The organism is Haemophilus sp. CCUG 66565 (assembly GCF_001679495.1).
GTDB classification, from domain to species: Bacteria; Pseudomonadota; Gammaproteobacteria; order Enterobacterales; family Pasteurellaceae; genus Haemophilus; species Haemophilus haemolyticus_K.
The window spans coordinates 396,117-418,849 of sequence record NZ_LZOX01000016.1; the positions used below are offsets into that span (position 1 = coordinate 396,117).

Consider the following 22,733-nt stretch of genomic DNA (forward strand, 5'->3'; position numbering starts at 1 on the left):
TTTATTTACCCTCGTATTTTTGAATAATATCTTCTGCCCTCCCTTGCGCTACGACATGTCCCTTATCCAACCAAATTACATTTTGACAAAGCTCTTTCACTTGCTTACTAGAATGAGATACAAAAAGTAATGTCGTACCATTTTGAAGTAATGACTCCATACGCTTCCTGCATTTTTCTTGAAATGCTATATCTCCTACTGCAAGTACCTCATCCACAATTAAAATGTCAGGTTTAACAATTGTGGCTACAGCAAATCCTAGCCGAGCAGCCATACCAGAAGAAAAGTTCTTAATTGGGACATCAATAAAATCACCTAGTTCAGCGAATTCAATAATTTCATTAAAATGCATCTCCATAAAAGCTTTTTTATGCCCTAATAATGCACCATTTAGATAAATGTTTTCTCTAGCTGTTAACTGTGGGTCAAATCCAGCTCCTAGCTCAATAAGTGGAGCAATTTTACCATGTACTTTTACAGTCCCCTTATAAGGTTTCAAAATGCCACAAATCAACTTTAAAAGTGTCGACTTTCCCGAACCATTGGCACCGATTACCCCCCAAGATTCCCCTTTTTTAACTTCAAAATTAACTTCTTTTAATGCTAAAAACTCTTGAAACATAAGCTCACCTTTTAGCATCTTAATCACATATTCTTTTAAGCCATTATAGTTTTCAGTCGCTTTATTAAATCTAACTGTTGCATTTTTTACTTTAATTATTGTTTCAGTATTCATCATATATATAAAATAAATTCATCTTGTTTTTTATTAAAATACCAAGCTCCCAAATACAAGACAATAAGAGCAGTTATAAAGCCAATTAGTATAGTTTCTAGATTTGGAAATCTTGCATATAGAATAATATCTCTAAATTGTTCTATATAACCATACATAGGATTAGCATTTTGATATAATATACGGTATTCTTCAGGAATAATTGACACCGGATAAAATAAAGGTGTCATATAAACCCACATAGAAATAAAAACGCCCCATAAATATTGGATATCTCTAAAAAATACTGTAATTGAAGCGAGCCATAAGCCCAAACCTAAACTAAAAATAAATACTTGTAAAATAACTATTGGAAAAAATAAAAGACACCAAGAAAATTCTGCATTAGTAAAAACCATCACAATCACTAATGCACCTAGAGAAAAAAACAAATTAACAAGAGAACTTCCAACTTTTGATATCGTGAAAATATATTTAGGCACATAGGTCTTCTTTATTAAAGAAGCATTTCCAGATATGGATCCAACAGACATATTTGTTGCTTCAGTCATAAAAGTAAATAAAAACTGTCCTGAAATCATATAAAGAGGGTAATTAGGAATATCAAATCGAAATAGATTAGAAAAAACAACAACAAGAACCATCATTAACATTAATGGATTCAAAATACTCCACAGATACCCCAAATAACTACGACGATATTTAAGTTTTACATCCCTTATAATCAATTGTTTTAGCAATTCATCGAAAGCCAAGAATCGGCGAAATTTACCTAAAAACTTATTTAGCATAATCTATATCCTATCTATAACCAGATGCTGATTATACACTAATTCAAAGCTATATCACATACAAAAAGTGCGGTCAAAAATTACCGCACTTACCTTGTTCAATATCTAATCTAATTAAGCATAATACATCTCAAACTCAACAGGATGTGGTGTCATATTTAAACGTTCTACTTCTTTACGTTTAATGTTAATAAATGCTTCGATAAAGTCTTTCGCAAACACACCACCTTGCGTTAAGAATTCATAGTCTTTTTCTAACGAATTCAGCGCTTCTTCTAATGAGCTTGCGACTGCCGGAATATCTTTTAATTCTTCAGGTGGAAGATCATAAAGATTTTTATCCATTGCATCGCCTGGGTGGATTTTGTTTACTACGCCATCAAGGCCAGCCATCAATAATGCAGCGAATGCAAGATATGGGTTTGCCAATGGATCTGGGAAACGTGCCTCAATACGGATCGCTTTAGGACTGGTAACAGCAGGGATACGGATTGAAGCAGAACGGTTGCTTGCAGAGTAAGCTAATAATACTGGCGCTTCAAAACCTGGCACTAAACGTTTGTATGAGTTAGTGCTAGGGTTAGTGAATGCATTTAATGCTTTAGCATGCTTAATGACACCGCCGATGTAATAAAGCGCGGTTTCAGAAAGACCGGCATATTTATCACCTTGGAAAATATTTTTACCGTCTTTGCTTAATGACATATTACAGTGCATACCAGAACCATTATCACCTGTGATTGGTTTTGGCATAAAGCAAGCGGTTTTGCCGTGTTCTAATGCAACGTTTTGCACCACATATTTATAGATTTGTGTTTCATCTGCTTTTAAGGTTAAGTTGTTGAATTTCGTTGCGATTTCATTTTGACCTGCTGTCGCCACTTCATGGTGGTGAGCTTCGATAACTAAGCCCATTTCTTCTAAAATTAAACACATTTCAGAACGAATATCATGAGCCGTATCAATTGGTGCCACCGCACAATAACCACCTTTTCTCAATGGACGATAAGCATTGTTACCACCTTCGTATTTTTTGTTGGTGTTCCAAGCTGCTTCAATGTCATCAATGGCGAAAGAAGCGCGGTTCATTGATACATCAAAACGCACATCATCAAATAAGAAGAACTCTGGCTCAGGACCAAAGAATGCTTGATCAGCAATACCGGTTGAACGCATATAGTTTTCAGCACGAATAGCAATTGAACGCGGATCACGATCATAGCTTTGCATGGTTGTTGGCTCATAAACGCTACAACGAATTGAAAGTGTTGGGATCTGCGCAAATGGATCGACTACTGCAGTTTCAGCAATTGGCATTAAAAGCATATCGGCTTTGTTAATGGTTTTCCAACCTTCAACAGAAGAACCATCGAACATTTTACCATCTTCAAACATATCTTCATCGACAAGGCTAACAGGGATCGAAACACCGTGTTCTTTACCTTTAATGTCGGTGAAACGAAGTAGCGCGAATTTAATATCGTTCTCTTCGATCAGTTTAAATACGTTGGCAATTGCATTTGCATTTGGCATAAGGAGTCCTCTATTTTGCTATGTGTATAATCTTTAATAAAATTAAAAAAGCATTATAACGCAATCGCTTGCTTTTTTCATGGGATTTATTTTAAACACCGGCATAGCAGAGTAACGAAATATCGTGTATAATTTTTGCCCTTTCGCGATTCTCGTAGGGTGAGTTTTACTCACCAATTTAAACTACTTGGACTATTCGGTGGTATAAAAATTCCACCCTACAAAACTTAAACTTTAAGAACGTAATAAATGAAAAACGACATTGATATTAATAAATTGCGCAATATCGCAATTATCGCTCACGTTGACCATGGTAAAACCACCCTCGTTGACAAACTTCTTCAACAATCCGGTACATTTGAATCAACTCGTGGTGATGTTGATGAACGCGTAATGGACTCAAACGATCTTGAAAAAGAACGTGGTATTACCATTCTTGCAAAAAATACCGCAATTAATTGGAATGGTTATCGCATTAACATCGTAGATACCCCAGGACACGCCGACTTCGGTGGTGAAGTAGAACGTGTACTTTCTATGGTGGACTCTGTACTTTTAGTGGTAGATGCCTTTGACGGCCCAATGCCACAAACGCGTTTCGTGACACAAAAAGCCTTTGCTCATGGTTTAAAACCAATCGTAGTTATCAACAAAGTTGACCGTCCAGGCGCACGTCCTGATTGGGTGGTGGATCAAGTATTCGATTTATTCGTTAATCTTGGTGCAACCGATGAGCAATTAGACTTCCCGATTATCTATGCATCTGCATTAAATGGTGTAGCAGGTCTTGAACATGAAGATTTAGCGGAAGATATGACGCCGTTATTTGAAGCGATTGTTCAACACGTTGAACCACCAAAAGTGGAACTTGATGCGCCATTCCAAATGCAAATTTCCCAATTAGACTATAACAGCTATGTGGGTGTTATTGGTATCGGTCGTATCAAACGTGGTTCAATCAAACCAAATCAACCTGTGACTATCATTGATGGTGAAGGTAAAACTCGCCAAGGCCGTGTTGGTCAAGTCTTAGGCCACCTTGGTTTACAACGTTATGAAGAAGATGTTGCTTACGCAGGCGATATCATCGCGATTACTGGTTTAGGTGAATTAAATATCTCGGATACTATTTGTGATATCAACGCCGTTGAAGCCTTACCTTCATTAACCGTTGATGAACCAACCGTAACCATGTTCTTCTGTGTAAATACTTCACCGTTTGCAGGTCAAGAAGGTAAATATGTGACTTCTCGTCAAATTCTTGAACGTTTAAACAAAGAGTTAGTTCACAACGTGGCATTACGCGTAGAAGAAACACCAAACCCAGATGAATTCCGTGTTTCTGGCCGTGGTGAATTACACCTTTCTGTATTAATTGAAAATATGCGTCGTGAAGGTTATGAACTTGCGGTTTCTCGTCCTAAAGTTATCTACCGTGAAATCAATGGTAAAAAACAAGAGCCTTACGAACAAGTGACTATCGACGTAGAAGAACAACACCAAGGTTCTGTCATGGAAGCATTAGGTATCCGTAAAGGTGAAGTTCGTGACATGATGCCGGATGGCAAAGGCCGTGTACGTTTAGAATACATCATCCCAAGCCGTGGCTTAATCGGTTTCCGTGGTGAATTCATGACGATGACATCAGGTACAGGTTTACTTTACTCCAGTTTCGATCACTACGATGACATCAAACCAGGTGAAATTGGCCAACGTAAAAACGGTGTATTAATTTCTAATGCAACTGGTAAAGCATTAGCCTATGCACTATTTGGTTTACAAGAGCGTGGTAAATTAATGATCGACGCCAACGTAGAAGTTTACGAGGGTCAAATTATCGGTATTCACAGTCGTACAAACGACTTAACTGTTAACTGTTTACAAGGTAAAAAACTCACCAATATGCGAGCATCAGGTAAAGATGATGCCATCGTCTTAACCACGCCGGTGAAATTCACCCTTGAACAAGCTATTGAGTTTATCGATGACGACGAGTTAGTAGAAGTGACACTAGAATCGATCCGTATCCGTAAAAAACTCTTAACGGAAAATGATCGTAAACGTGCAAACCGTACTACAACCAGCACGAGTACTCACTAGAAAAAATGGGATCATTGCGATCCCATTTTTATTTTCCTAAATTCATCATAAAGTTTCATGAAAATTATATATAAGGTGTAAATTCGTTATTTTCACCTCGTAGTAACGACATCAATTTAGGATGAATAAATAATTTATCTCTTCCCAAAGATATCTCACTCAAAACACCTATATCACAAAGCTCTTTTAAGTATTTAGAAGCATATAGCTTATAAACTACTAGAACTGCTATTTTATTAAGGTTTATAGATAAACTCTATACCTTCATCATCTTCTTCGGTCCAATCATCATCCCAATCTTCGCCATCATCAAATTGATGCTCAGCTAGTTGTTCTTGATGATAATCTTCCCATTTAAATTTCACTTCTTCAGGTGCAACTTGTTGTGTTTCAGCTTCGCGTGGATTCGCTATGATAAAGTCCATAATATCACGACAAAGTGGTGGAACATTTTTCCCTGTTGCAGCTGAAATCAGGTAATAGTCTTCTTCCCAACCTAATTGTTCAGCAATTTCTCGAGCCCGCTCTTCAGCTTCTTCATCGCTCATCGTATCAATTTTATTGAATACTAACCAACGTGGTTTTTCTGATAATTTTTCACTGTATTGGAAAAGTTCAGACTCAATAATAGCAACATTATCTTCTGGGTTAGAGCCATCAATTGGGGCAATATCGACTAAATGAATAAGCACTCTACAACGTTCTAGATGTTTTAAAAAGCGAATTCCTAGCCCTGCACCATCTGCTGCGCCCTCAATTAATCCTGGAATATCGGCGACTACGAAACTGTGTGAGTCGTCCACTTTCACAACACCGAGACTTGGTACTAAGGTAGTAAATGGATAGTCTGCAACTTTTGGTTTGGCTGCTGAAACGGCACGAATAAAAGTGGATTTACCCGCATTAGGTAAACCGAGCATTCCCACATCAGCAAGTAGCATTAATTCCAATAATAAATCGCGTTTTTCCCCCGGTGTTCCCATTGTTTTTTGACGCGGTGCACGGTTTACCGATGATTTGAAACGGGTATTCCCTAAACCGTGATAACCACCTTTGGCTACCAACATTTTTTGACCGTGTTGGGTTAAATCCCCCAAGGTTTCTTTGGTGTCGTTATCAATAGCGCGAGTTCCTATGGGAACAGGTAAAATAATATCTTTACCGCGACGCCCTGTACAATCTGAACTTCGTCCATTCTCTCCACGCTCTGCTGCAAAGCGTTTATTAAAGCGGTAGTCGATTAAGGTATTGAGGTTTTCATCGGCTTGTAAATATACATCGCCACCATCACCACCGTCGCCACCATCAGGGCCGCCTTTAGGAATAAATTTCTCTCGACGGAAACTTACGCAACCGTTGCCACCATCCCCAGCCTCAATTCGAATAAGGGATTCATCAATAAATTTCATTAAAATTTCTCCAAAATAAACCGCACTTTAATGAGTTTTATGCGGTAATAATTTATGTCCAATAGCGGATAAAATTGCCCCGCATACTACAACAAATGCGCCAATATAGCTAATATTATTCAATTCTGGTTCGGCAAAATCTGATGGGCTAAAATAATGCGCAATATGAGAAAATAGGATCGTGAAAAGAGGTACAAGTGTGATAACAACACTGACTTTTGATACATCCCAACGATTAAGTGCTTCCGCATAAGAGCCGTATCCAATTAAGGTATTTAAACAGCAGTAAATAAAACAAATCAGAGTTAAAGGTGTGAGTTCTTGTACTTGCGAGAATTCAGCCATCGGCATAAAAGCTATGGCACAACCTAAATACATCATTAGCAAGATTTGTTGTGAATTAAACTTACGCAACATTAATTTTTGCGCCATTCCATAAGCGACCCAAATAAGAGAGCCTGCTACGCTTAGGATGACTCCTGTTGAATACTGATTTAGTCCGGCAAAAACATCAAAACGATCATTAAAGAATAATCCTAAACCAATTAACAATAAGAAAAGCCCAATCTTTTGGTGCAGCCCCAATTTTTCTTTGAAGATCAGTACACCACAGATGAGCATTCCAAAAGAGGATAAATGAATAAAAATTTGTGCAACTGAAGGTTCAATATAATTCAGAGAACTACTAAATAATAGAAAATTGCCGGTAAGACCAATTACCCCAATAAGAGCAAGCCAAGCATATTGGCCGACTTTCATTAGTTCAGGTAATTTCTTTTTATAAGCAAGTAGGACTAATAATGAGATTGCGGCTACAATAAAACGATACCATACGATAGTTTGCGCATTCATTACAGATAAAGCTTGTTTGAGAGCGATAGGTAAGGATCCCCAAGCCATAGCGGTAATAAGCGCAAAGGTAAAGCCTAATAAAGGTTGTTGTTTCATTGCTGCTCGCTTATGTGAAATTAAAAAAGACAAAACGCCCCACAAAATTGTAGGGCGTTTCAATCGAATAGATTTTAAATTATTCAGTAACAATACTTACGTATTTACGGCTTTTCTCGCCTTTTACTTCAAATTTAACTTTACCATCTGCAGTTGCGAATAAGGTGTGGTCTTTACCCATACCTACGTTGCTACCCGCGTGGAACTTAGTACCACGTTGACGAACAATGATGCTACCTGCTAATACAGATTCGCCACCGAAACGTTTAACACCAAGGCGTTTAGCTTCAGAATCGCGACCGTTACGAGTTGAACCACCAGCTTTTTTAGTTGCCATCTACTTGATCTCCTCTGAAATTATGCTTGAATCCCAGTGATTTTCACTTCTGTGAACCACTGACGATGACCTTGTTGTTTACGGCTGTGTTTGCGACGACGGAATTTAACTATTTTAACTTTCTCGCCACGACCTTGTGCAACTACTTCAGCCACTACTTTTGCCCCAGCAACTACTGGTGCACCGATTTTAACATCTTCACCATTAACGACCATCAACACAGAATCGAACTCAACTGTTGCGCCAGTTGCAAGTTCAAGTTTTTCTAAACGAACAACTTGACCTTCGCTCACACGGTGTTGTTTACCGCCACTTTGGAAAACTGCGTACATAAATACTCCGCTTAATTGTGTTTCCCTGCTCTTTAGCAGTCCACACTTAAAAATTCATATAAATAGGTCGCAAATTCTACGGAAAAATCCTACCTATGGCAAGAATTTATTTACAATAAAATAAAAAAATTCCCTTCATTTGCGGATTGATTTCAGAAAGTCTGAAAATTCGGGTAAAATGCACCGCACTTTTGACTAATAATTGATGAAAAAATGAAGAAACAAGATCTTATGAGCATAGACGAGATCCAGAAACTTGCAGCTCCCGATATGAAAAAAGTTAATCAAAATATTCTTGCTCAGCTTAATTCAGATGTTCCATTAATAGGGCAGTTAGGTTTTTATATTGTTCAAGGTGGGGGTAAGCGGATCCGTCCATTGATCGCAGTTCTCGCAGCTCGATCTTTAGGATTCGAAGGCGCTAATTCAATTACTTGTGCTACTTTCGTTGAGTTTATTCATACTGCTTCTTTATTACATGATGATGTGGTGGATGAGTCTGATATGCGTCGTGGGCGCGCTACGGCGAATTCAGAATTTGGGAATGCTGCCAGTGTACTTGTAGGAGACTTTATTTATACGCGTGCATTTCAATTAGTTGCACAATTAGAGTCATTGAAGATTTTGGGAATTATGGCCGATGCGACTAACGTTTTAGCGGAAGGCGAAGTTCAGCAATTAATGAATGTTAATGATCCTGAAACGAGCGAAGCTAATTATATGCGTGTAATTTATAGCAAAACTGCTCGTTTGTTTGAAGTGGCTGGTCAGGCTGCTGCAATTGTTGCGGGCGGAACAGAAGCTCAAGAAAAGGCTTTACAAGATTATGGGCGTTATCTTGGAACTGCATTCCAGCTTGTGGATGATGTATTGGATTATAGTGCAAATGCGCAAGCTCTAGGTAAAAATGTAGGCGATGATTTAGCTGAAGGAAAACCAACCCTTCCTCTGCTACACGCTATGCGCCATGGTAATGCTCAGCAGGCAGCTTTAATTCGCGAAGCGATTGAGCAAGGCGGTAAACGTGAAGCTATTGATGAAGTATTAGCTATTATGGCTGAGCATAAGTCTTTAGATTACGCGATGAATCGTGCAAAAGAAGAAGCTCAAAAAGCAGTAGATGCAATTGCAATGTTGCCAGAGAGTGATTATAAGAAGGCATTGATTTCTTTAGCATATTTGTCTGTGGATAGAAATTATTAGCCCTTAATTTAGCTTATATACTTGATACCAATTAATTTTAATTAAACTTTATGAATACAGAACTTCAATCTAAACCTGAGCAAAGTGCGGTTAACTTTCAAGGAAAAACTCGTAAACAAAAGGTACGCAAAGATCCTAATGCACCTTTTATTCGTGAAAAACTTGAGTTGCCAGATGGGCATAATAAACTTCTTTTACATTCATGCTGTGCGCCTTGCTCAGGTGAAGTGATGGAAGCAATCCTTGCATCTGGCATTGAATTTACTATTTATTTTTACAATCCGAACATTCATCCACTCAAAGAATATTTAATTCGTAAAGAAGAAAATATTCGTTTTGCCCAAAAATTTGGCATTCCATTTATTGATGCAGATTACGATCGTCAAAATTGGTTTGATCGTGCCAAAGGAATGGAATGGGAGCCAGAGAGGGGAATTCGTTGTACTATGTGTTTTGATATGCGCTTTGAAAAAGCTGCTGAATATGCTCATGAACATGGTTTCCCTGTATTTACTAGTTGTCTTGGTATTTCTCGCTGGAAGGATATGAATCAAATAAATGATTGTGGGCATCGTGCTGCGGAAAAATATGATGATGTTATTTATTGGGATTACAACTGGCGAAAAGAAGGTGGCTCGCAACGCATGATTGAGATTAGTAAGCGTGAGCGGTTTTATCAACAGGAATATTGCGGTTGTGTGTATTCTTTACGTGATAGTAATAAATGGCGAGAAGAGACAGGTCGTCAAAAAATTGAAATTGGTAAACTTTATTATACGCCAGATTAAGCTCTCTCTTTAATAAGGCTGATATTTTCAGCCTTATTTTCTTTTAAAATTAAGATTGATAGACATTTAAAAAGACCAATTACATCAATTTATAGCATTCTTCATAAAAATTAGGCAAAATACGGGAAATTTTTGAATTCAAAAAAGGATCAAACTATGACTAAACATTATGATTACATCGCTATTGGCGGTGGCAGTGGCGGTATTGCTTCTCTAAATCGTGCTGCAAGCTATGGAAAAAAATGCGCAATCATTGAAGCCAAACATCTTGGCGGCACTTGTGTAAATGTAGGTTGCGTACCTAAAAAAGTAATGTTTTATGGTGCACATATTGCAGAAGCAATTAACAATTATGCGCCAGATTATGGTTTTGATGTTGAAGTAAAAAAATTTGATTTTTCAAAACTGATTGAAAGTCGCCAAGCCTATATTGGTCGTATTCATGCATCTTATAACAATGTATTAGCGAAAAATAACATTGATGTAATTAACGGTTTCGGAAAATTTGTAGATGCGCATACTATTGAAGTAACACTTGCTGATGGTAAAAAAGAACAAGTAACCGCAGATCATATTTTAATCGCAACTGGTGGTCGCCCATATCGTCCAAATATTAAAGGACAAGAATACGGTATTGATTCAGATGGTTTCTTTGCATTAACAAAATTACCAAAACGCGCTGCGGTTATCGGTGCCGGCTATATTGCCGTTGAACTTTCTGGTGTATTAAACAGCCTAGGCGTGGAAACCCATTTATTAGTGCGTCGCCATGCGCCAATGCGTAATCAAGATCCATTAATCGTAGAAACATTAGTGGAAGTACTTGCGCAAGATGGAATTCAATTACATACCAATTCCACACCATCTGAGATTGTTAAAAATGCAGATGGCTCTCTTACAGTAAAATGTGATGGTCAATCTGATGTTACTGTGGACTGTGTTATTTGGGCTGCGGGTCGTGTTCCTGCGACAGATAAAATTGGCTTAGAAAATGCTGGCGTAGAAACGAATGAACGCGGCTATGTCAAAGTAGACAAATATCAAAATACTAATGTGAAAGGCATTTATGCGGTAGGCGATATTATCGAAAACGGCATTGAATTAACACCAGTTGCAGTTGCAGCAGGTCGCCGCCTTTCTGAGCGTTTATTCAATAATAAACCGACTGAACATTTAGATTACAATTTAGTTCCAACCGTTGTATTCAGCCATCCACCAATCGGCACTGTAGGTTTAACTGAACCTCAAGCTATCGAACAATATGGTGCTGAAAATGTTAAGGTATATAAATCCTCTTTCACAGCGATGTACACTGCGGTCACTCAACATCGCCAACCGTGCAAAATGAAATTGGTTTGTGTGGGCAAAGATGAAAAAGTTGTGGGTTTACATGGTATTGGTTTTGGTGTAGATGAAATGATTCAAGGATTTGCCGTAGCAATCAAAATGGGCGCAACAAAAGCTGATTTTGATAACACCGTGGCTATTCACCCAACGGGTTCAGAAGAATTCGTGACCATGCGTTAATCTTCAAAGCAAACAAAAAAGAGCGGTAAAATTACCGCTCTTTTTTGTTTCTAATTTTGCTTAAGTATGTTTAGCTACGTTTAACCAATTTCGTCCAATTATAATAACCGTACAACGAGTTAAGTAAGTAGGCTGAGTACATTAAATACATGGCTGGTGTTTCTGCCCATAAGAAAATAGAAAGGATATTTAAAGCAATCCATAACAACCATTGTTCACGATAACGCAAAATCATTAAAATCTGTGCAGCAACCGTAATAATGGTAGTTAGACCATCTAAACCAGTTGAACTGCCGCCAGCCGCTTGTAATGCTTGAACAAAAAGCAAAGTACCAACTGTAGTCACAACAATTAATGTCATCCATCCTTTAACAGTTAAAGCTTTGGCAATCACACTTTCTCCACCATCACTATTTTGCATATTAGCTTTCCACATGAAGTAACCAATAAATTGAGATGGCAAATATACATAGAGTACGGTATTCATTTCGCCTAAGAAATTTGATCCCCAAGCGACATAAAAATAAGTGTAAGCAAAAATTAATCCAAAGAAATAATTACTAATTTTACCTTTACTTACTAATACCACACACAAAATACCGGAAATACCAGAAATCATTGCTAACCAAGAATCTGGCGCTTGTACATAAGCCCAAATCTGCGCAATGATGAAAAGCGCAAGCCATATTACTTCAAAAGGCTTCCAGTCAGTAATAAACTCTTGCTTAAGACGTTCAATTAAAGTCATTTTTACTCCTTTTAGGTTTTCAGGTCGGTATTTTTACACAATTATTTTTTTATGTAAAACATCCTATCAGATTATTCTAAACGTTATTTGTACACTAAATTTTATCCAATAAAAACGAGTAGTCACTCTCTTTTCAAAGTAATAAGAAAGTTAAATACAGTAATCTAAGTCTAAAGGCATTTTAGCTTGCATTAAGAATTGTCGAGTACGTTCTTGTTTTGGGCAAGCAAAGAATTTATCTGCTGTATTTTGTTCCACAATATGTCCATCAGCCATTAAAATCACACGATCGGCAACATCTTTCGCAAACTGCATTTCATGAGTAACAATAATCATAGTCCATCCTTCCTGTGCAAGCATTTTAAGGGTTTGCAATACCTCGCCTACTAATTCAGGATCCAACGCAGATGTAGGTTCATCTAATAAAATTAAATCTGGTTGTACCGCCAAGGCACGAGCAATACCAACTCGTTGTTGCTGCCCACCAGAAAGTTGTGATGGAAATAAATCTGCTTTAGCTCTTAACCCAACCTTCTCTAACAACATTAATGCTTTTTTTCGAGCCTGCTCTTTCGGTTGTTTTTGAACCACCAGCATCCCTTCCATTACATTCTCAAGTGCTGTACGATGGGGAAATAAATTATATTGTTGAAATACCATTGATGAACGACGGCGTAAACTTAATTCATCCGATTTCGTAATTTTTCGACTAAAATCAATTTTCAAATCACCATCAGTAAAAACTAACTTACCTTGCTCTGGACGCTCTAACAAATTTAGGCAACGCAAAAATGTCGTTTTTCCTGAGCCTGAGGGACCTAAAATAGCGACAACTTCACCTTTATTTATCTCAAAATCAATGCCTTTTAATACATGATTGCCATTAAAGTTTTTTTGAATATTGGTTACTTTTAACATAAACATTCCTTATAAATGGCGAGATAAGCGAATTTCAAGACGATCTTGTAAGAAAGATAAAACAAAACAGAAAATCCAATAAATCAAAGCTGCCTCACTATAAATTAAAATAAATTCATAGTTTGCTGCCGTAATATTCTGTGCTACACGGAATAATTCTGTCACTAAAACAAGAGAAGCTAATGAAGTATCTTTCACTGTACTAATAAAAGTATTAGAAAGCGATGGTACTGAAATACGTAAAGCCTGTGGCATAATTGTACGAATAAATGCTTGTCGATAATTCATACCTATCGCATAAGAGGCCTCCCACTGTCCTTTAGGTATAGCAGTAATTGAAGCACGAACTGTCTCTGCTGCATAAGCACCAATATTAATAGAAAATGCAATAATCGCTGTTGGGAAGGGCTCTAAAGTAATACCAACTTCAGGTAATCCATAAAAAATAATAAAAATTTGTACTAACATCGGTGTACCTCGAATTATAGAGATATACACTCGACATAAAGCCTGTAACAATTTTACGGGTAAATTAGGACTAGGCAAAGTACGAATAACTGCAACAATCACTGCAATAAGAAAACCACAGAAGAAGGAAATGACTGCCAATGGCAATGTGTATAAAATTGCTGCTTCCAACATAGGCCAAAACGAGCTGATTACATAATCAGCTCGTTCTGCGCTCATAAATGGAAGACTCGCCAACCAATTATTGAGTAATATCATCACCAAACCATTCAATTGAAATCTGTTTTAATGTACCATCTTGGCGAAGTGCTTCAAGTGCTTGATTAAATTTTGTAATCAATGCATCTTCACCTTGTAAAAAAGCAAAGGCTGTTGGAATTTTATCCCCACGATCATAAGCAATTTTTAAACCAGCATTTGGATGTTGTTTAAAATAATCTAATACAGCCAATTTATCATTAATTGTTGCTTCTGCACGGCCTTGTTTAATAAGCTCTAAGCTCTGTGCTAAACCATCCACTACAAGAATCTGCGCGCCTGCTGCTTTTGCATCTTTACCCCAGTTACTTGTTGCAGATTGCGCAGATTTACGACCCTTCAAATCTTCAAATGATTTAATACTGTTATCCGATGATTTTGTTACAATCACCCCACCAGAATAATTATAAGGCGTTGTGAAACTGTATTTTTTTAAACGCTCTGGGCTTGGGTTAGTTTGGTTTGCAATCACATCAAAACGTTTTGCATTTAACCCCGCATACATTGCATCCCATTGTGTTTCTTTAAATTCCACTTTCAAACCGAGCTTTTCAGCAACTTTACGAATAACCTCTACATCAAAGCCTGTTAATTTTCCACTTTTATCATGGAAAGTAAATGGCGCATAAGTCCCTTCTGTCCCTACAAGCAATGTCTTTGTTTTCTCAACGCGTTCTGAAATTTCACCCGCGTTTGAAAGTGTGGAAAATGTTAAACCCGCAGCCAAAAGTGCGGTTGTAAAAAATAGTTTTTTCATAATTGTATTCCTTATATAGTGTTTGAATTAGCTTGATTATAAAAGTCTAATTAATAGAAAAACAAGACGATTATGTAATGAGTTAGATTTTTTAGTTATAAGAAGAACATTAAAAGTGCAACAAAATTTTACCGCACTTTACCCGTAATATAACCTATCCCTCAATACCCTCAAATAATGCAGTACTTAAATAACGTTCTGATGCCGAAGGTAAAATAGCCACAACTAATTTATCTTTAAATTCTGGTAATTTAGCAATGCGATCTGCAGCAGCGACAGCAGCTCCAGATGAAATACCTGCAAGAATGCCTTCTTCTGCCATTAAGCGACGAGCTGTGGCAAGTGCGGTATCGCTATCAACAGTTTCTACACGATCGATAAGAGATAAATCTAAATTTTTTGGAATAAAACCAGCACCGATTCCTTGAATTTTATGTGGACCTGGTTTTGCTTCTTCACCCGCTAAAGTTTGAGTAATGACGGGAGATTCCACTGGCTCAACCGCAACAGAAGTGATTTGTTTACCAAAATCTAATTTAATCGAGCGAGAAATCCCCGTAATCGTACCACCTGTTCCTACGCCAGCAACAACAACATCGACTTTACCATCCGTATCTTTCCAAATTTCAGGGCCTGTTGTTTCTTGATGAATTTGTGGGTTGGCTGGATTCTCAAATTGTTTAAGCATAACATAGCGGTTTGGATCAGAAGCAACAATTTCTTCAGCTTTCGCAATCGCGCCTTTCATTCCTTTTGTGCCTTCAGTAAGCACCAAATTCACACCCAATCCGCGCAATAAGCGTTTTCTTTCAAGACTCATTGTTTCCGGCATGGTGAGCGTGATTTTATAACCTCTAGCTGCTGCAACATAAGCCAAAGCGATACCTGTGTTACCGCTCGTTGCATCTACAATTTCTTTTCCTTTTGTGAGTGTGCCATCTTTTTCTGCTTGCCATACCATATTCGCTCCAATTCGGCATTTTACGCTGTAGCTTGGGTTACGCCCCTCAATTTTCACCACCACATTGCCGTTATGACCAAAGTGTTTTAAACGCACAAGTGGCGTATTTCCGATAGAATAAGAGTTGTCTGCATAAATTGTCATAATATTTCCCTTTCGTTAGGCTTTGTTAATGTTGGTTTATTTATAGCACCGCACTTTAGATTAAAAAAATAGTTATTTGATCTATTTTATAACCGTAAGCTATTTAACAATCCCTGTATTTTGTGAATGAACCTCAAGCCCTGTTTGAGATGAAGAATCGCTATTCATATTAAAACGTAAGTCATTACGATAATTTTCCACCCACATCACAGTCGCACCACATACTGCAACAGGCATGATTAATAAATTAATCACAGGTACAAATGTGCCACAAGTTACTAATCCACCAAAAGTTAAACTTTGAGTTCGTTGATTGCCAAGCGCATTTTTCATGATATCAAAAGAAACTTTATGATTATCAAAAGGATAATCACAGTATTGAATGGCCATCATCCAACAAGTGAACAAGAAAGTTAGTACTGGCACGATGGTTTGCCCAACCAAAGGAATAAAACTCAGTAAAAACAAGGCGATAATTTTGGGTAGGCTATAACGTAATTTTTGCCACTCTCGAGCAAGCATACGAGGCACATCTCTCATTACATCCACGAGACTATCATCATTAATATTTTCACCTGTCAGCATTTTTTCTACTTTTTCCGCTAGCAAGCCATTAAAAGGGGCGGCGATAAAGCCGGAAAGTGTGGTGAAAGTAAAATAAAAGAGCAATAAAATTGTTAAAATGGACAGGGTTAACAAAATTACACTGAGAAAACTAAGCCAGTCTGGAATAAAATTCATCACCCAATCAATAGCGCCAGTAATTTGGCTAATAAAAAGCCAAAACAAACCACAAAGTAAAACGGTATTGAGCAAAATTGGAATAATAACAAACCGACGCAAACCTTTTTGTGTGATGTAATGCCAGCCCATTACAAAATAATGGAAACCCGATTTTAATTCATTAGGATTCAACATTTTTCTTTCCTTTCAATAAAAATACGCCTAAAACAGACCGCTCTTTTCCCTTAAAATTCCACGCATTGAAGTATTTTTTCACCTACTGAAATATGGTAGGATTAGCGCCATTAATAGCATTCTCGCAAGACTAGCACGCGTAAGGAATAAAGATGGATTTAAATACAATTTTGATTATTGTGGGCATTTTGGCACTTGTTGCCTTAATCGTGCACGGATTATGGTCAAATCGTCGTGAGAAATCAAAATATTTTGATAAAGCTAATAAATTTGACCGCACTTCTCATGTGCAAAGATCACATCCTCAAGAAGAGGCGATGCCGACAAATGCCAATTTGTCTCACGCAGTGCAAGCAAATGCACCAATTCGTCATCAAGTCATGCCTAATACTGCAGTAACTCAAGAACCTGTTGATTATAGACAAAGTGAAAAAAGTGTCGATGACATTAAGATTTCAATTCCAAATGTTCAACCTGTTTATGATATGGGAAATCATCGTTCTGAGCCGTTAAAGCCGACTCAACCACAATATGATATGCCGACATCAAATAGCGTTGCGAATATGACATTGGAACAAATTGAAGAACAAAGCCAAAATGCTAGTTTCGATGGAATTAATTCGTCATCACCAGAATTAAGAGCGCAACTTGCAGAATTAGCTCACGAAGAACGTCAAGTGGACTACAACGTATCTTTTAATGAACCAAAATCAGAAAAGACAGCTAAACCTAAACAAACAAGTGGTTATATTCAACTTTATCTTATTCCAAAATCTAGTGACCAATTCAATGGTGCGAAATTAGTACAAGCACTTGAAAACTTAGGCTTTATCTTGGGTGAGGATGAAATGTATCACCGCCACTTAGATTTAAGTGTGGCAAGCCCCGTTCTATTTAGCGTGGCAAATTTAGAGCAACCGGGAACATTCGATGCTTATAACTTAGTCGATTTCAGCACGATGGGAATTGTATTCTTTATGCAACTGCCATCACCAGGTAATAATCTCGCTAATTTACGAATGATGATCCGTGCGGCCCATACATTAGCCGAAGATTTACAAGGCATAGTGCTTACTGAAGAACAAGAAATCTTTGATGAAAATGCAGAGCAAACATATCTTGCTCGCGTGTAAATTCATACCTTAAATTTACCGCACTTTTATCTTTATGGAGACAGGCTTTATGCCTGTCTATTTTCACTCTAAACAAGCAAAAGTGCGGTCATTTTTCCCCGAGAATTTTATGACAAATATTCAAACTCAAATAGATAATCTACGCAAAACCTTGCGCCAATATGAATACGAATATCACGTTCTAGATAATCCTACAGTGCCTGATAGCGAATATGATCGTCTATTTCATCAGCTAAAAGCGTTAGAACTAGAACATCCAGAATTTCTTACTTCAGATTCCCCAACTCAACGTGTTGGGGCAAAACCACTTTCTGGGTTTAGCCAAATTCGTCATGAAATTCCCATGCTCTCTTTGGATAATGCTTTTTCTGATGAGGAATTCTATGCCTTTGTAAAACGCATTGAAGATCGTTTAATCGTATTACCTAAACCACTTACCTTCTGTTGCGAACCAAAACTTGATGGTTTAGCAGTGAGTATTTTGTATGTAAATGGCATTCTCAACCAAGCTGCCACTCGTGGCGATGGCACCACAGGCGAAGATATTACAGCCAATATCCGTACTATTCGTAATATTCCATTACAACTTCTAACAGACAATCCTCCAGCTCGTTTAGAAGTACGAGGCGAAGTTTTTATGCCACACGCAGGCTTTGAGCGTTTAAATGAATATGCGCTAGAACATGGTGAAAAAACCTTTGCCAACCCTCGTAATGCTGCGGCAGGTTCTTTGCGCCAGCTTGATCCTAATATTACAAGTAAACGCCCATTAGTATTAAATGCTTATGGTATTGGAATTGCTGAAGGCGTTGAACTGCCAAATACTCATTATGCTCGTTTGCAATGGCTAAAATCTATCGGTATTCCTGTGAATCCAGAAATTCGTTTATGTAATGGCATAAATGAAGTTTTAGATTTTTACCGAGATATTCAAAATAAACGAAGCTCGCTGGGTTATGATATTGACGGAACTGTATTAAAAATCAATGATATAGCCTTACAAAATGAGCTAGGATTTATTTCCAAAGCACCTCGTTGGGCGATTGCTTACAAGTTCCCAGCGCAAGAAGAATTAACTGTCTTGAATGATGTTGAATTCCAAGTTGGTCGAACCGGTGCAATCACACCAGTCGCTAAATTAGAACCCGTATTTGTTGCAGGTGTTACAGTAAGCAATGCTACCTTACACAATGGTGATGAAATTGAACGCTTAAATATTGCTATTGGAGATACTGTTGTCATTCGCCGAGCAGGCGATGTGATTCCACAAATTATCGGTGTACTACATGAACGTCGCCCTGATAATGCTAAACCAATTATTTTCCCAACAAACTGCCCAGTGTGCGATTCTCAAATTATTCGTATTGAAGGCGAAGCGGTGGCTCGCTGTACAGGAGGATTATTCTGTGCCGCACAACGTAAAGAGGCGTTAAAACATTTCGTCTCTCGTAAAGCAATGGACATTGATGGTGTAGGCGGAAAATTAATAGAACAATTAGTCGATCGAGAACTGATTCATACACCCGCGGACTTATTCAAACTTGATTTAACTATGCTCACACGCTTAGAAAGAATGGGCGCAAAATCTGCAGAAAATGCTCTCAATAGTCTTGAGAAAGCCAAAACCACGACCCTTGCTCGCTTTATTTTTGCTTTAGGCATACGTGAAGTAGGTGAAGCCACTGCATTGAATCTTGCTAATCACTTCAAAACTTTAGATGCGCTTAAAGCCGCTGATCTTGAAGAGCTTCAACAAGTACCTGATGTAGGTGAAGTCGTGGCAAACAGAATTTTTGTATTCTGGCGTGAAGCGCATAATGTTGCCGTTGTTGAGGATTTAATCGCACAAGGCGTACATTGGGAAACCGTGGAAGTAAAAGAAGCCAGTGAAAACTTATTCAAAGATAAAACCGTCGTCCTCACCGGCACCCTAACTCAAATGGGTCGCAATGAAGCAAAATCATTACTACAGCAGCTAGGTGCCAAAGTAAGCGGTTCTGTTTCCAGTAAAACGGACTTTGTGATCGCAGGTGACGCAGCTGGCTCTAAACTCGCCAAAGCGCAGGAACTAAATATTACAGTATTAACAGAAGAAGAATTTTTAGAGCAGATTAATGTTTTAAATTAGTAGGATTTAAATCCTATAAATAAGAGCGGCCAAGAATCATCATATTTTTCGGTATTATGTAGCAGTTGCACAAAGACCTAACCGCTTGAAAATACTAAAATCTCCATTGAAAGTTTAACTCAATGGAGATTTTTATTATGGCAGAATCCCACCTTATTTCTCAACTTACCAAATTAATCGAAAGTAGCTATAAAGAAAAAGCAATTCTTGAACATCAACTTGAGCAGTTAAAACAACAGAAATCAGATTTAGAGGATAAAATACTTTGTTTTGAGAATACCTTGATATACATTGAACCCAATTTCGATTTAAGGCAAATCAAAACACAATTTAATGTTTCAAGGCTAATAAAACCTCGATTGTTTAAGCAAAATCTTCAATTGTTGGTTGCAAGAGTATTAAAGCAAAGTGATAGTTGGAAAACATTATACTTTATTACAGAGGCGGCGTTGGAATTAGACACTGGCAAAGATTATCCTCTCCCCCAAAAAGAACATGAATTAGCTGTTGCTCGCGTATTGAAAGAACTGTATAAGAAAGGAATTATTGAACGGAAAGAAGTTGAATTACATAAACGGACACTAAAGCGAAGATTTTTCAGGCGTTCTGAATGGCAATTAAAACCTCTTGAGTAGAAATGGATAAGTAGCGGTAGAAATACCGCTATTTTTGTTTCCATTGCCAGTGAACCTCATTTCGGCTGATTTGAACTCTATTAATCCATTCTCTTTTATAAAACTCATTCAGTTGTTTACGAACGGAATCAAGATGTTTTTCGGACGGTGTATCAGGATTTTGTTCAATATCAAAAATGCGCTGCGTAAGCTCGGCAATTGTAAAGGCTTTATTAGGTGCTTCTCGCATCATTTGTACGATGTATTTACGAATTTTCCCTTTAAAGAGCTTATATTTGGAACGGTACACAAAGTTGTCCGTATTATAAAGGGCTACATCACTTTCCTGTTGAGTAAGTTCAATAGCACGTTTTAATGTGGCAATATTCGCCTCAAGTAACGCAAGATGATGCAAGACTTGTTTACGCTCAAACTCAAATTCTTTGAGTTTCTTATCTAGGTTATATGCCATATATCTACTGCCAAATCACTTCTTGATGAATAATTTTTCGTTGCCAATAACCGCACCATTCATTGTTATCGTTAGTGGTTTTCAAACATCGGCTTAATACATCAATAAACTGCGCTTTATTTGAGGTACGGCGATTGTCCTCACGGTACGCAATTTCATTAGCATAGTTAAGTAAGTATTCGTTGCTGATACGGTGAACTTGTCCGTAGTACATCCGTTTGAAACGACTAAATAGACTTTCTGCCTGATTGTTTGTTACACCTAAGTCACTACGATATTCTTCTTTATGGTTTACAGTTCTCAAGTTATAGTAAGGCAACAAGACATCATAAGCCGTGCTTTCATCGGTATTGATTTGTGTATTAGGTTTAATGAACTTATCGGCAAAACTTTTCACTACCGATTGCGATTCAGTATGTGCCACAAAAACGTGAGAGCGTTTTGCCCCACAATGCAACGCATTACTGGCTTTTTCTTCTGGCGAATAATGCTCACGAGCAACCATGACACAACGTTTATCAGGATTCTGATTTTCCTTTAAACGATAGTCAATGCGGTCAGATTTCTTGTTTGCTTTACGTGGTGCAGGATGAACATAAGTGCCGTCCATATCCACTGCACCTGACAATGGTTTCATATCACGACTTTCCAGTAATGCCTTGCGGAATTTATGTGATAAAACAAATGCTGTGCGAGGATTAAGTTTTGCATTACGAGCTAATTGAAGGGAAGATAAGCCTTTGACGGCATTTACCCATTCCATTAAAGCATAGAGATAAACCTTAATCGGTTTCTTGCGATTGGCAAAAATAGTGCCAGAAGTGACACTAAAAGTGTGATTACAATGTTTGCAGCGCCATTGTTTACGTGTAGAAATATAATAAGGCTGGTGTTGCACTCCACATTTAGGACAAGTGATGAATTCTTTTCCACCCCATCTTAATTCACAAAGCAAATCATACGCTTCCCCTTCCGAGAGTTGTGCAATCTCGTAGGAAGAAAGCGTGCGAGCTTTGCTAGAAAGTAAGAAATGCTGAGTCATCGTCTTGTTTAAAATTTATGCTAATAGAGATTTTAAATATGCTCAAACGTGATAAAATGCGTTTAAACTGAAAACAAATATACGCTCATTTGCGTGATTTGTCAATTGCAAATTAAAAACGGAACGCTCAAATGTGTATATCAGAAAGATTAAGACAAGTTTGTGAAGCTAAAAATTGGAAAATTACAGATTTTGCAGAACAGGCAGGAATAGCCTATCGTACGATGCAAGGTTATGTCGGTGGTGAACGTGAGCCTAATGCAGAAGGAATGTCAGGCATTGCTAAAGCAGGAGTAAATTTGAATTGGCTTGTGAGTGGTGAAGGTGAGATGTTTCAAGCTGTAATGCAAAAAAATACTATCTCAGAGCAAGAAGAAAAGCTGATTGCAGACTATCGTACTATGCCTGAAAATTTAAAGGATGCCTTTGCTATTTCTTTTAAAGAAATATCAGAAAAACAATAAATAC

Annotated in this window: 24 protein-coding genes; 8 read left to right on the top strand and 16 right to left on the bottom strand. The window is 37.7% G+C overall.

The window, feature by feature from the left end; all coding sequences use genetic code 11:
• Position 1 precedes the first annotated feature (1 nt).
• From A9501_RS07430 to glnA, 3 genes are all read right to left on the bottom strand, one after another.
• Entirely contained in the window at positions 2 to 736 is a 735-nt protein-coding gene (locus A9501_RS07430) for an ABC transporter ATP-binding protein (protein ID WP_049380793.1), read from the bottom strand.
• On the bottom strand, positions 736 to 1,527 hold the full coding sequence (locus A9501_RS07435) for an ABC transporter permease (protein WP_065265435.1): 792 nt from the start codon (positions 1,525 to 1,527) through the stop codon (positions 736 to 738). Before A9501_RS07435 ends, A9501_RS07430 begins: the two co-directional genes overlap by 1 nt.
• Positions 1,528 to 1,641: 114 nt before the next feature.
• Positions 1,642 to 3,060: a glutamate--ammonia ligase gene (gene glnA, locus A9501_RS07440; RefSeq protein ID WP_065265436.1), complete on the bottom strand. Its 1,419-nt coding sequence runs from the start codon at positions 3,058 to 3,060 to the stop codon at positions 1,642 to 1,644.
• A gap of 249 nt (positions 3,061 to 3,309) precedes the next feature.
• Between glnA and typA the strand changes: the two genes are divergently transcribed.
• Complete coding sequence (gene typA / locus A9501_RS07445; protein ID WP_065265437.1) at positions 3,310 to 5,160, top strand: translational GTPase TypA; 1,851 nt, start codon at positions 3,310 to 3,312, stop codon at positions 5,158 to 5,160.
• 64 nt (positions 5,161 to 5,224) lie between these two features.
• On the opposite strand, the gene A9501_RS09900 is transcribed toward typA, so the two are convergent.
• From A9501_RS09900 to rplU, 5 genes are all read right to left on the bottom strand, one after another.
• Positions 5,225 to 5,407, bottom strand: a complete 183-nt coding sequence (locus A9501_RS09900) for a hypothetical protein (protein ID WP_373554076.1) — start codon at positions 5,405 to 5,407, stop codon at positions 5,225 to 5,227.
• The gene (gene cgtA, locus A9501_RS07450; protein WP_065265438.1) at positions 5,397 to 6,569 is read right to left on the bottom strand and encodes an Obg family GTPase CgtA; all 1,173 of its coding nucleotides are present in this window, start codon (positions 6,567 to 6,569) and stop codon (positions 5,397 to 5,399) included. The genes A9501_RS09900 and cgtA overlap by 11 nt, the downstream gene beginning before the upstream one ends.
• Before the next feature lie 27 nt (positions 6,570 to 6,596).
• Complete coding sequence (locus tag A9501_RS07455; RefSeq protein WP_065265488.1) at positions 6,597 to 7,517, bottom strand: DMT family transporter; 921 nt, start codon at positions 7,515 to 7,517, stop codon at positions 6,597 to 6,599.
• Between the two features lie 79 nt (positions 7,518 to 7,596).
• A complete protein-coding gene (gene rpmA, locus A9501_RS07460) occupies positions 7,597 to 7,854 on the bottom strand; it encodes a 50S ribosomal protein L27 (RefSeq protein WP_005626413.1) in 258 nt (85 codons plus the stop codon).
• A gap of 20 nt (positions 7,855 to 7,874) precedes the next feature.
• Positions 7,875 to 8,186: a 50S ribosomal protein L21 gene (gene rplU, locus A9501_RS07465; RefSeq protein ID WP_005626416.1), complete on the bottom strand. Its 312-nt coding sequence runs from the start codon at positions 8,184 to 8,186 to the stop codon at positions 7,875 to 7,877.
• 213 nt (positions 8,187 to 8,399) lie between these two features.
• On the opposite strand from rplU, the gene ispB reads away from it, so the two are divergent.
• From ispB to gorA, 3 genes are all read left to right on the top strand, one after another.
• Positions 8,400 to 9,389 (top strand): octaprenyl diphosphate synthase, encoded by a 990-nt coding sequence (ispB, locus tag A9501_RS07470; RefSeq protein ID WP_065265439.1) that lies wholly within the window; start codon positions 8,400 to 8,402, stop codon positions 9,387 to 9,389.
• A 50-nt stretch (positions 9,390 to 9,439) separates the two neighbouring features.
• Positions 9,440 to 10,177, top strand: a complete 738-nt coding sequence (locus A9501_RS07475; RefSeq protein WP_065265440.1) for an epoxyqueuosine reductase QueH — start codon at positions 9,440 to 9,442, stop codon at positions 10,175 to 10,177.
• A gap of 156 nt (positions 10,178 to 10,333) precedes the next feature.
• On the top strand, positions 10,334 to 11,704 hold the full coding sequence (gorA, locus tag A9501_RS07480) for a glutathione-disulfide reductase (RefSeq protein WP_065265441.1): 1,371 nt from the start codon (positions 10,334 to 10,336) through the stop codon (positions 11,702 to 11,704).
• 70 nt (positions 11,705 to 11,774) lie between these two features.
• Here the strand turns inward: gorA and pnuC are convergent, their stop codons facing one another.
• The 6 genes from pnuC to cysZ all read right to left on the bottom strand — a co-directional run bounded on the left by pnuC (position 11,775) and on the right by cysZ (position 16,876).
• The gene (pnuC, locus tag A9501_RS07485) at positions 11,775 to 12,452 is read right to left on the bottom strand and encodes a nicotinamide riboside transporter PnuC (RefSeq protein WP_048952733.1); all 678 of its coding nucleotides are present in this window, start codon (positions 12,450 to 12,452) and stop codon (positions 11,775 to 11,777) included.
• Between the two features lie 150 nt (positions 12,453 to 12,602).
• Positions 12,603 to 13,370 (bottom strand): amino acid ABC transporter ATP-binding protein, encoded by a 768-nt coding sequence (locus A9501_RS07490; RefSeq protein ID WP_065265442.1) that lies wholly within the window; start codon positions 13,368 to 13,370, stop codon positions 12,603 to 12,605.
• A gap of 9 nt (positions 13,371 to 13,379) precedes the next feature.
• A complete protein-coding gene (locus tag A9501_RS07495; protein ID WP_065265443.1) occupies positions 13,380 to 14,096 on the bottom strand; it encodes an amino acid ABC transporter permease in 717 nt (238 codons plus the stop codon).
• Positions 14,080 to 14,853, bottom strand: a complete 774-nt coding sequence (locus A9501_RS07500) for an amino acid ABC transporter substrate-binding protein (protein WP_065265444.1) — start codon at positions 14,851 to 14,853, stop codon at positions 14,080 to 14,082. The genes A9501_RS07495 and A9501_RS07500 overlap by 17 nt, the downstream gene beginning before the upstream one ends.
• Positions 14,854 to 15,007: 154 nt before the next feature.
• The gene (cysK, locus tag A9501_RS07505) at positions 15,008 to 15,958 is read right to left on the bottom strand and encodes a cysteine synthase A (RefSeq protein ID WP_065265445.1); all 951 of its coding nucleotides are present in this window, start codon (positions 15,956 to 15,958) and stop codon (positions 15,008 to 15,010) included.
• A 99-nt stretch (positions 15,959 to 16,057) separates the two neighbouring features.
• A complete protein-coding gene (cysZ, locus tag A9501_RS07510) occupies positions 16,058 to 16,876 on the bottom strand; it encodes a sulfate transporter CysZ (RefSeq protein WP_065265446.1) in 819 nt (272 codons plus the stop codon).
• Positions 16,877 to 17,028: 152 nt separating this feature from the next.
• On the opposite strand from cysZ, the gene zipA reads away from it, so the two are divergent.
• The 3 genes from zipA to A9501_RS07525 all read left to right on the top strand — a co-directional run bounded on the left by zipA (position 17,029) and on the right by A9501_RS07525 (position 20,772).
• Positions 17,029 to 18,009, top strand: a complete 981-nt coding sequence (gene zipA, locus A9501_RS07515) for a cell division protein ZipA (protein ID WP_065265447.1) — start codon at positions 17,029 to 17,031, stop codon at positions 18,007 to 18,009.
• A 109-nt stretch (positions 18,010 to 18,118) separates the two neighbouring features.
• Positions 18,119 to 20,137, top strand: coding sequence for an NAD-dependent DNA ligase LigA (gene ligA / locus A9501_RS07520; protein WP_065265489.1), 2,019 nt, complete (start codon positions 18,119 to 18,121; stop codon positions 20,135 to 20,137).
• A gap of 137 nt (positions 20,138 to 20,274) precedes the next feature.
• Complete coding sequence (locus A9501_RS07525) at positions 20,275 to 20,772, top strand: hypothetical protein (protein ID WP_065265448.1); 498 nt, start codon at positions 20,275 to 20,277, stop codon at positions 20,770 to 20,772.
• A 28-nt stretch (positions 20,773 to 20,800) separates the two neighbouring features.
• On the opposite strand, the gene A9501_RS07530 is transcribed toward A9501_RS07525, so the two are convergent.
• Together A9501_RS07530 and A9501_RS07535 are read right to left on the bottom strand one after the other, a co-directional pair.
• Positions 20,801 to 21,223, bottom strand: a complete 423-nt coding sequence (locus A9501_RS07530) for a hypothetical protein (RefSeq protein ID WP_065265449.1) — start codon at positions 21,221 to 21,223, stop codon at positions 20,801 to 20,803.
• A gap of 4 nt (positions 21,224 to 21,227) precedes the next feature.
• The gene (locus tag A9501_RS07535; protein WP_065265450.1) at positions 21,228 to 22,265 is read right to left on the bottom strand and encodes an IS1595 family transposase; all 1,038 of its coding nucleotides are present in this window, start codon (positions 22,263 to 22,265) and stop codon (positions 21,228 to 21,230) included.
• Positions 22,266 to 22,396: 131 nt separating this feature from the next.
• Here A9501_RS07535 and A9501_RS07540 point away from each other — a divergent pair, with 131 nt between their 5' ends.
• Positions 22,397 to 22,729 (top strand): helix-turn-helix domain-containing protein, encoded by a 333-nt coding sequence (locus A9501_RS07540; RefSeq protein WP_065265451.1) that lies wholly within the window; start codon positions 22,397 to 22,399, stop codon positions 22,727 to 22,729.
• Positions 22,730 to 22,733: the final 4 nt, after the last annotated feature.

Coding starts and splice junctions, on each gene's coding strand:
- A9501_RS07430 (WP_049380793.1), bottom strand. CDS start 736: ATGAATACTGAAACAATAATTAAAGTAAAAAATGCAACAGTTAGATTT.
- A9501_RS07435 (WP_065265435.1), bottom strand. CDS start 1,527: ATGCTAAATAAGTTTTTAGGTAAATTTCGCCGATTCTTGGCTTTCGAT.
- glnA (WP_065265436.1), bottom strand. CDS start 3,060: ATGCCAAATGCAAATGCAATTGCCAACGTATTTAAACTGATCGAAGAG.
- typA (WP_065265437.1), top strand. CDS start 3,310: ATGAAAAACGACATTGATATTAATAAATTGCGCAATATCGCAATTATC.
- cgtA (WP_065265438.1), bottom strand. CDS start 6,569: ATGAAATTTATTGATGAATCCCTTATTCGAATTGAGGCTGGGGATGGT.
- A9501_RS07455 (WP_065265488.1), bottom strand. CDS start 7,517: ATGAAACAACAACCTTTATTAGGCTTTACCTTTGCGCTTATTACCGCT.
- rpmA (WP_005626413.1), bottom strand. CDS start 7,854: ATGGCAACTAAAAAAGCTGGTGGTTCAACTCGTAACGGTCGCGATTCT.
- rplU (WP_005626416.1), bottom strand. CDS start 8,186: ATGTACGCAGTTTTCCAAAGTGGCGGTAAACAACACCGTGTGAGCGAA.
- ispB (WP_065265439.1), top strand. CDS start 8,400: ATGAAGAAACAAGATCTTATGAGCATAGACGAGATCCAGAAACTTGCA.
- A9501_RS07475 (WP_065265440.1), top strand. CDS start 9,440: ATGAATACAGAACTTCAATCTAAACCTGAGCAAAGTGCGGTTAACTTT.
- gorA (WP_065265441.1), top strand. CDS start 10,334: ATGACTAAACATTATGATTACATCGCTATTGGCGGTGGCAGTGGCGGT.
- pnuC (WP_048952733.1), bottom strand. CDS start 12,452: ATGACTTTAATTGAACGTCTTAAGCAAGAGTTTATTACTGACTGGAAG.
- A9501_RS07490 (WP_065265442.1), bottom strand. CDS start 13,370: ATGTTAAAAGTAACCAATATTCAAAAAAACTTTAATGGCAATCATGTA.
- A9501_RS07495 (WP_065265443.1), bottom strand. CDS start 14,096: ATGATATTACTCAATAATTGGTTGGCGAGTCTTCCATTTATGAGCGCA.
- A9501_RS07500 (WP_065265444.1), bottom strand. CDS start 14,853: ATGAAAAAACTATTTTTTACAACCGCACTTTTGGCTGCGGGTTTAACA.
- cysK (WP_065265445.1), bottom strand. CDS start 15,958: ATGACAATTTATGCAGACAACTCTTATTCTATCGGAAATACGCCACTT.
- cysZ (WP_065265446.1), bottom strand. CDS start 16,876: ATGTTGAATCCTAATGAATTAAAATCGGGTTTCCATTATTTTGTAATG.
- zipA (WP_065265447.1), top strand. CDS start 17,029: ATGGATTTAAATACAATTTTGATTATTGTGGGCATTTTGGCACTTGTT.
- ligA (WP_065265489.1), top strand. CDS start 18,119: ATGACAAATATTCAAACTCAAATAGATAATCTACGCAAAACCTTGCGC.
- A9501_RS07525 (WP_065265448.1), top strand. CDS start 20,275: ATGGCAGAATCCCACCTTATTTCTCAACTTACCAAATTAATCGAAAGT.
- A9501_RS07530 (WP_065265449.1), bottom strand. CDS start 21,223: ATGGCATATAACCTAGATAAGAAACTCAAAGAATTTGAGTTTGAGCGT.
- A9501_RS07535 (WP_065265450.1), bottom strand. CDS start 22,265: ATGACTCAGCATTTCTTACTTTCTAGCAAAGCTCGCACGCTTTCTTCC.
- A9501_RS07540 (WP_065265451.1), top strand. CDS start 22,397: ATGTGTATATCAGAAAGATTAAGACAAGTTTGTGAAGCTAAAAATTGG.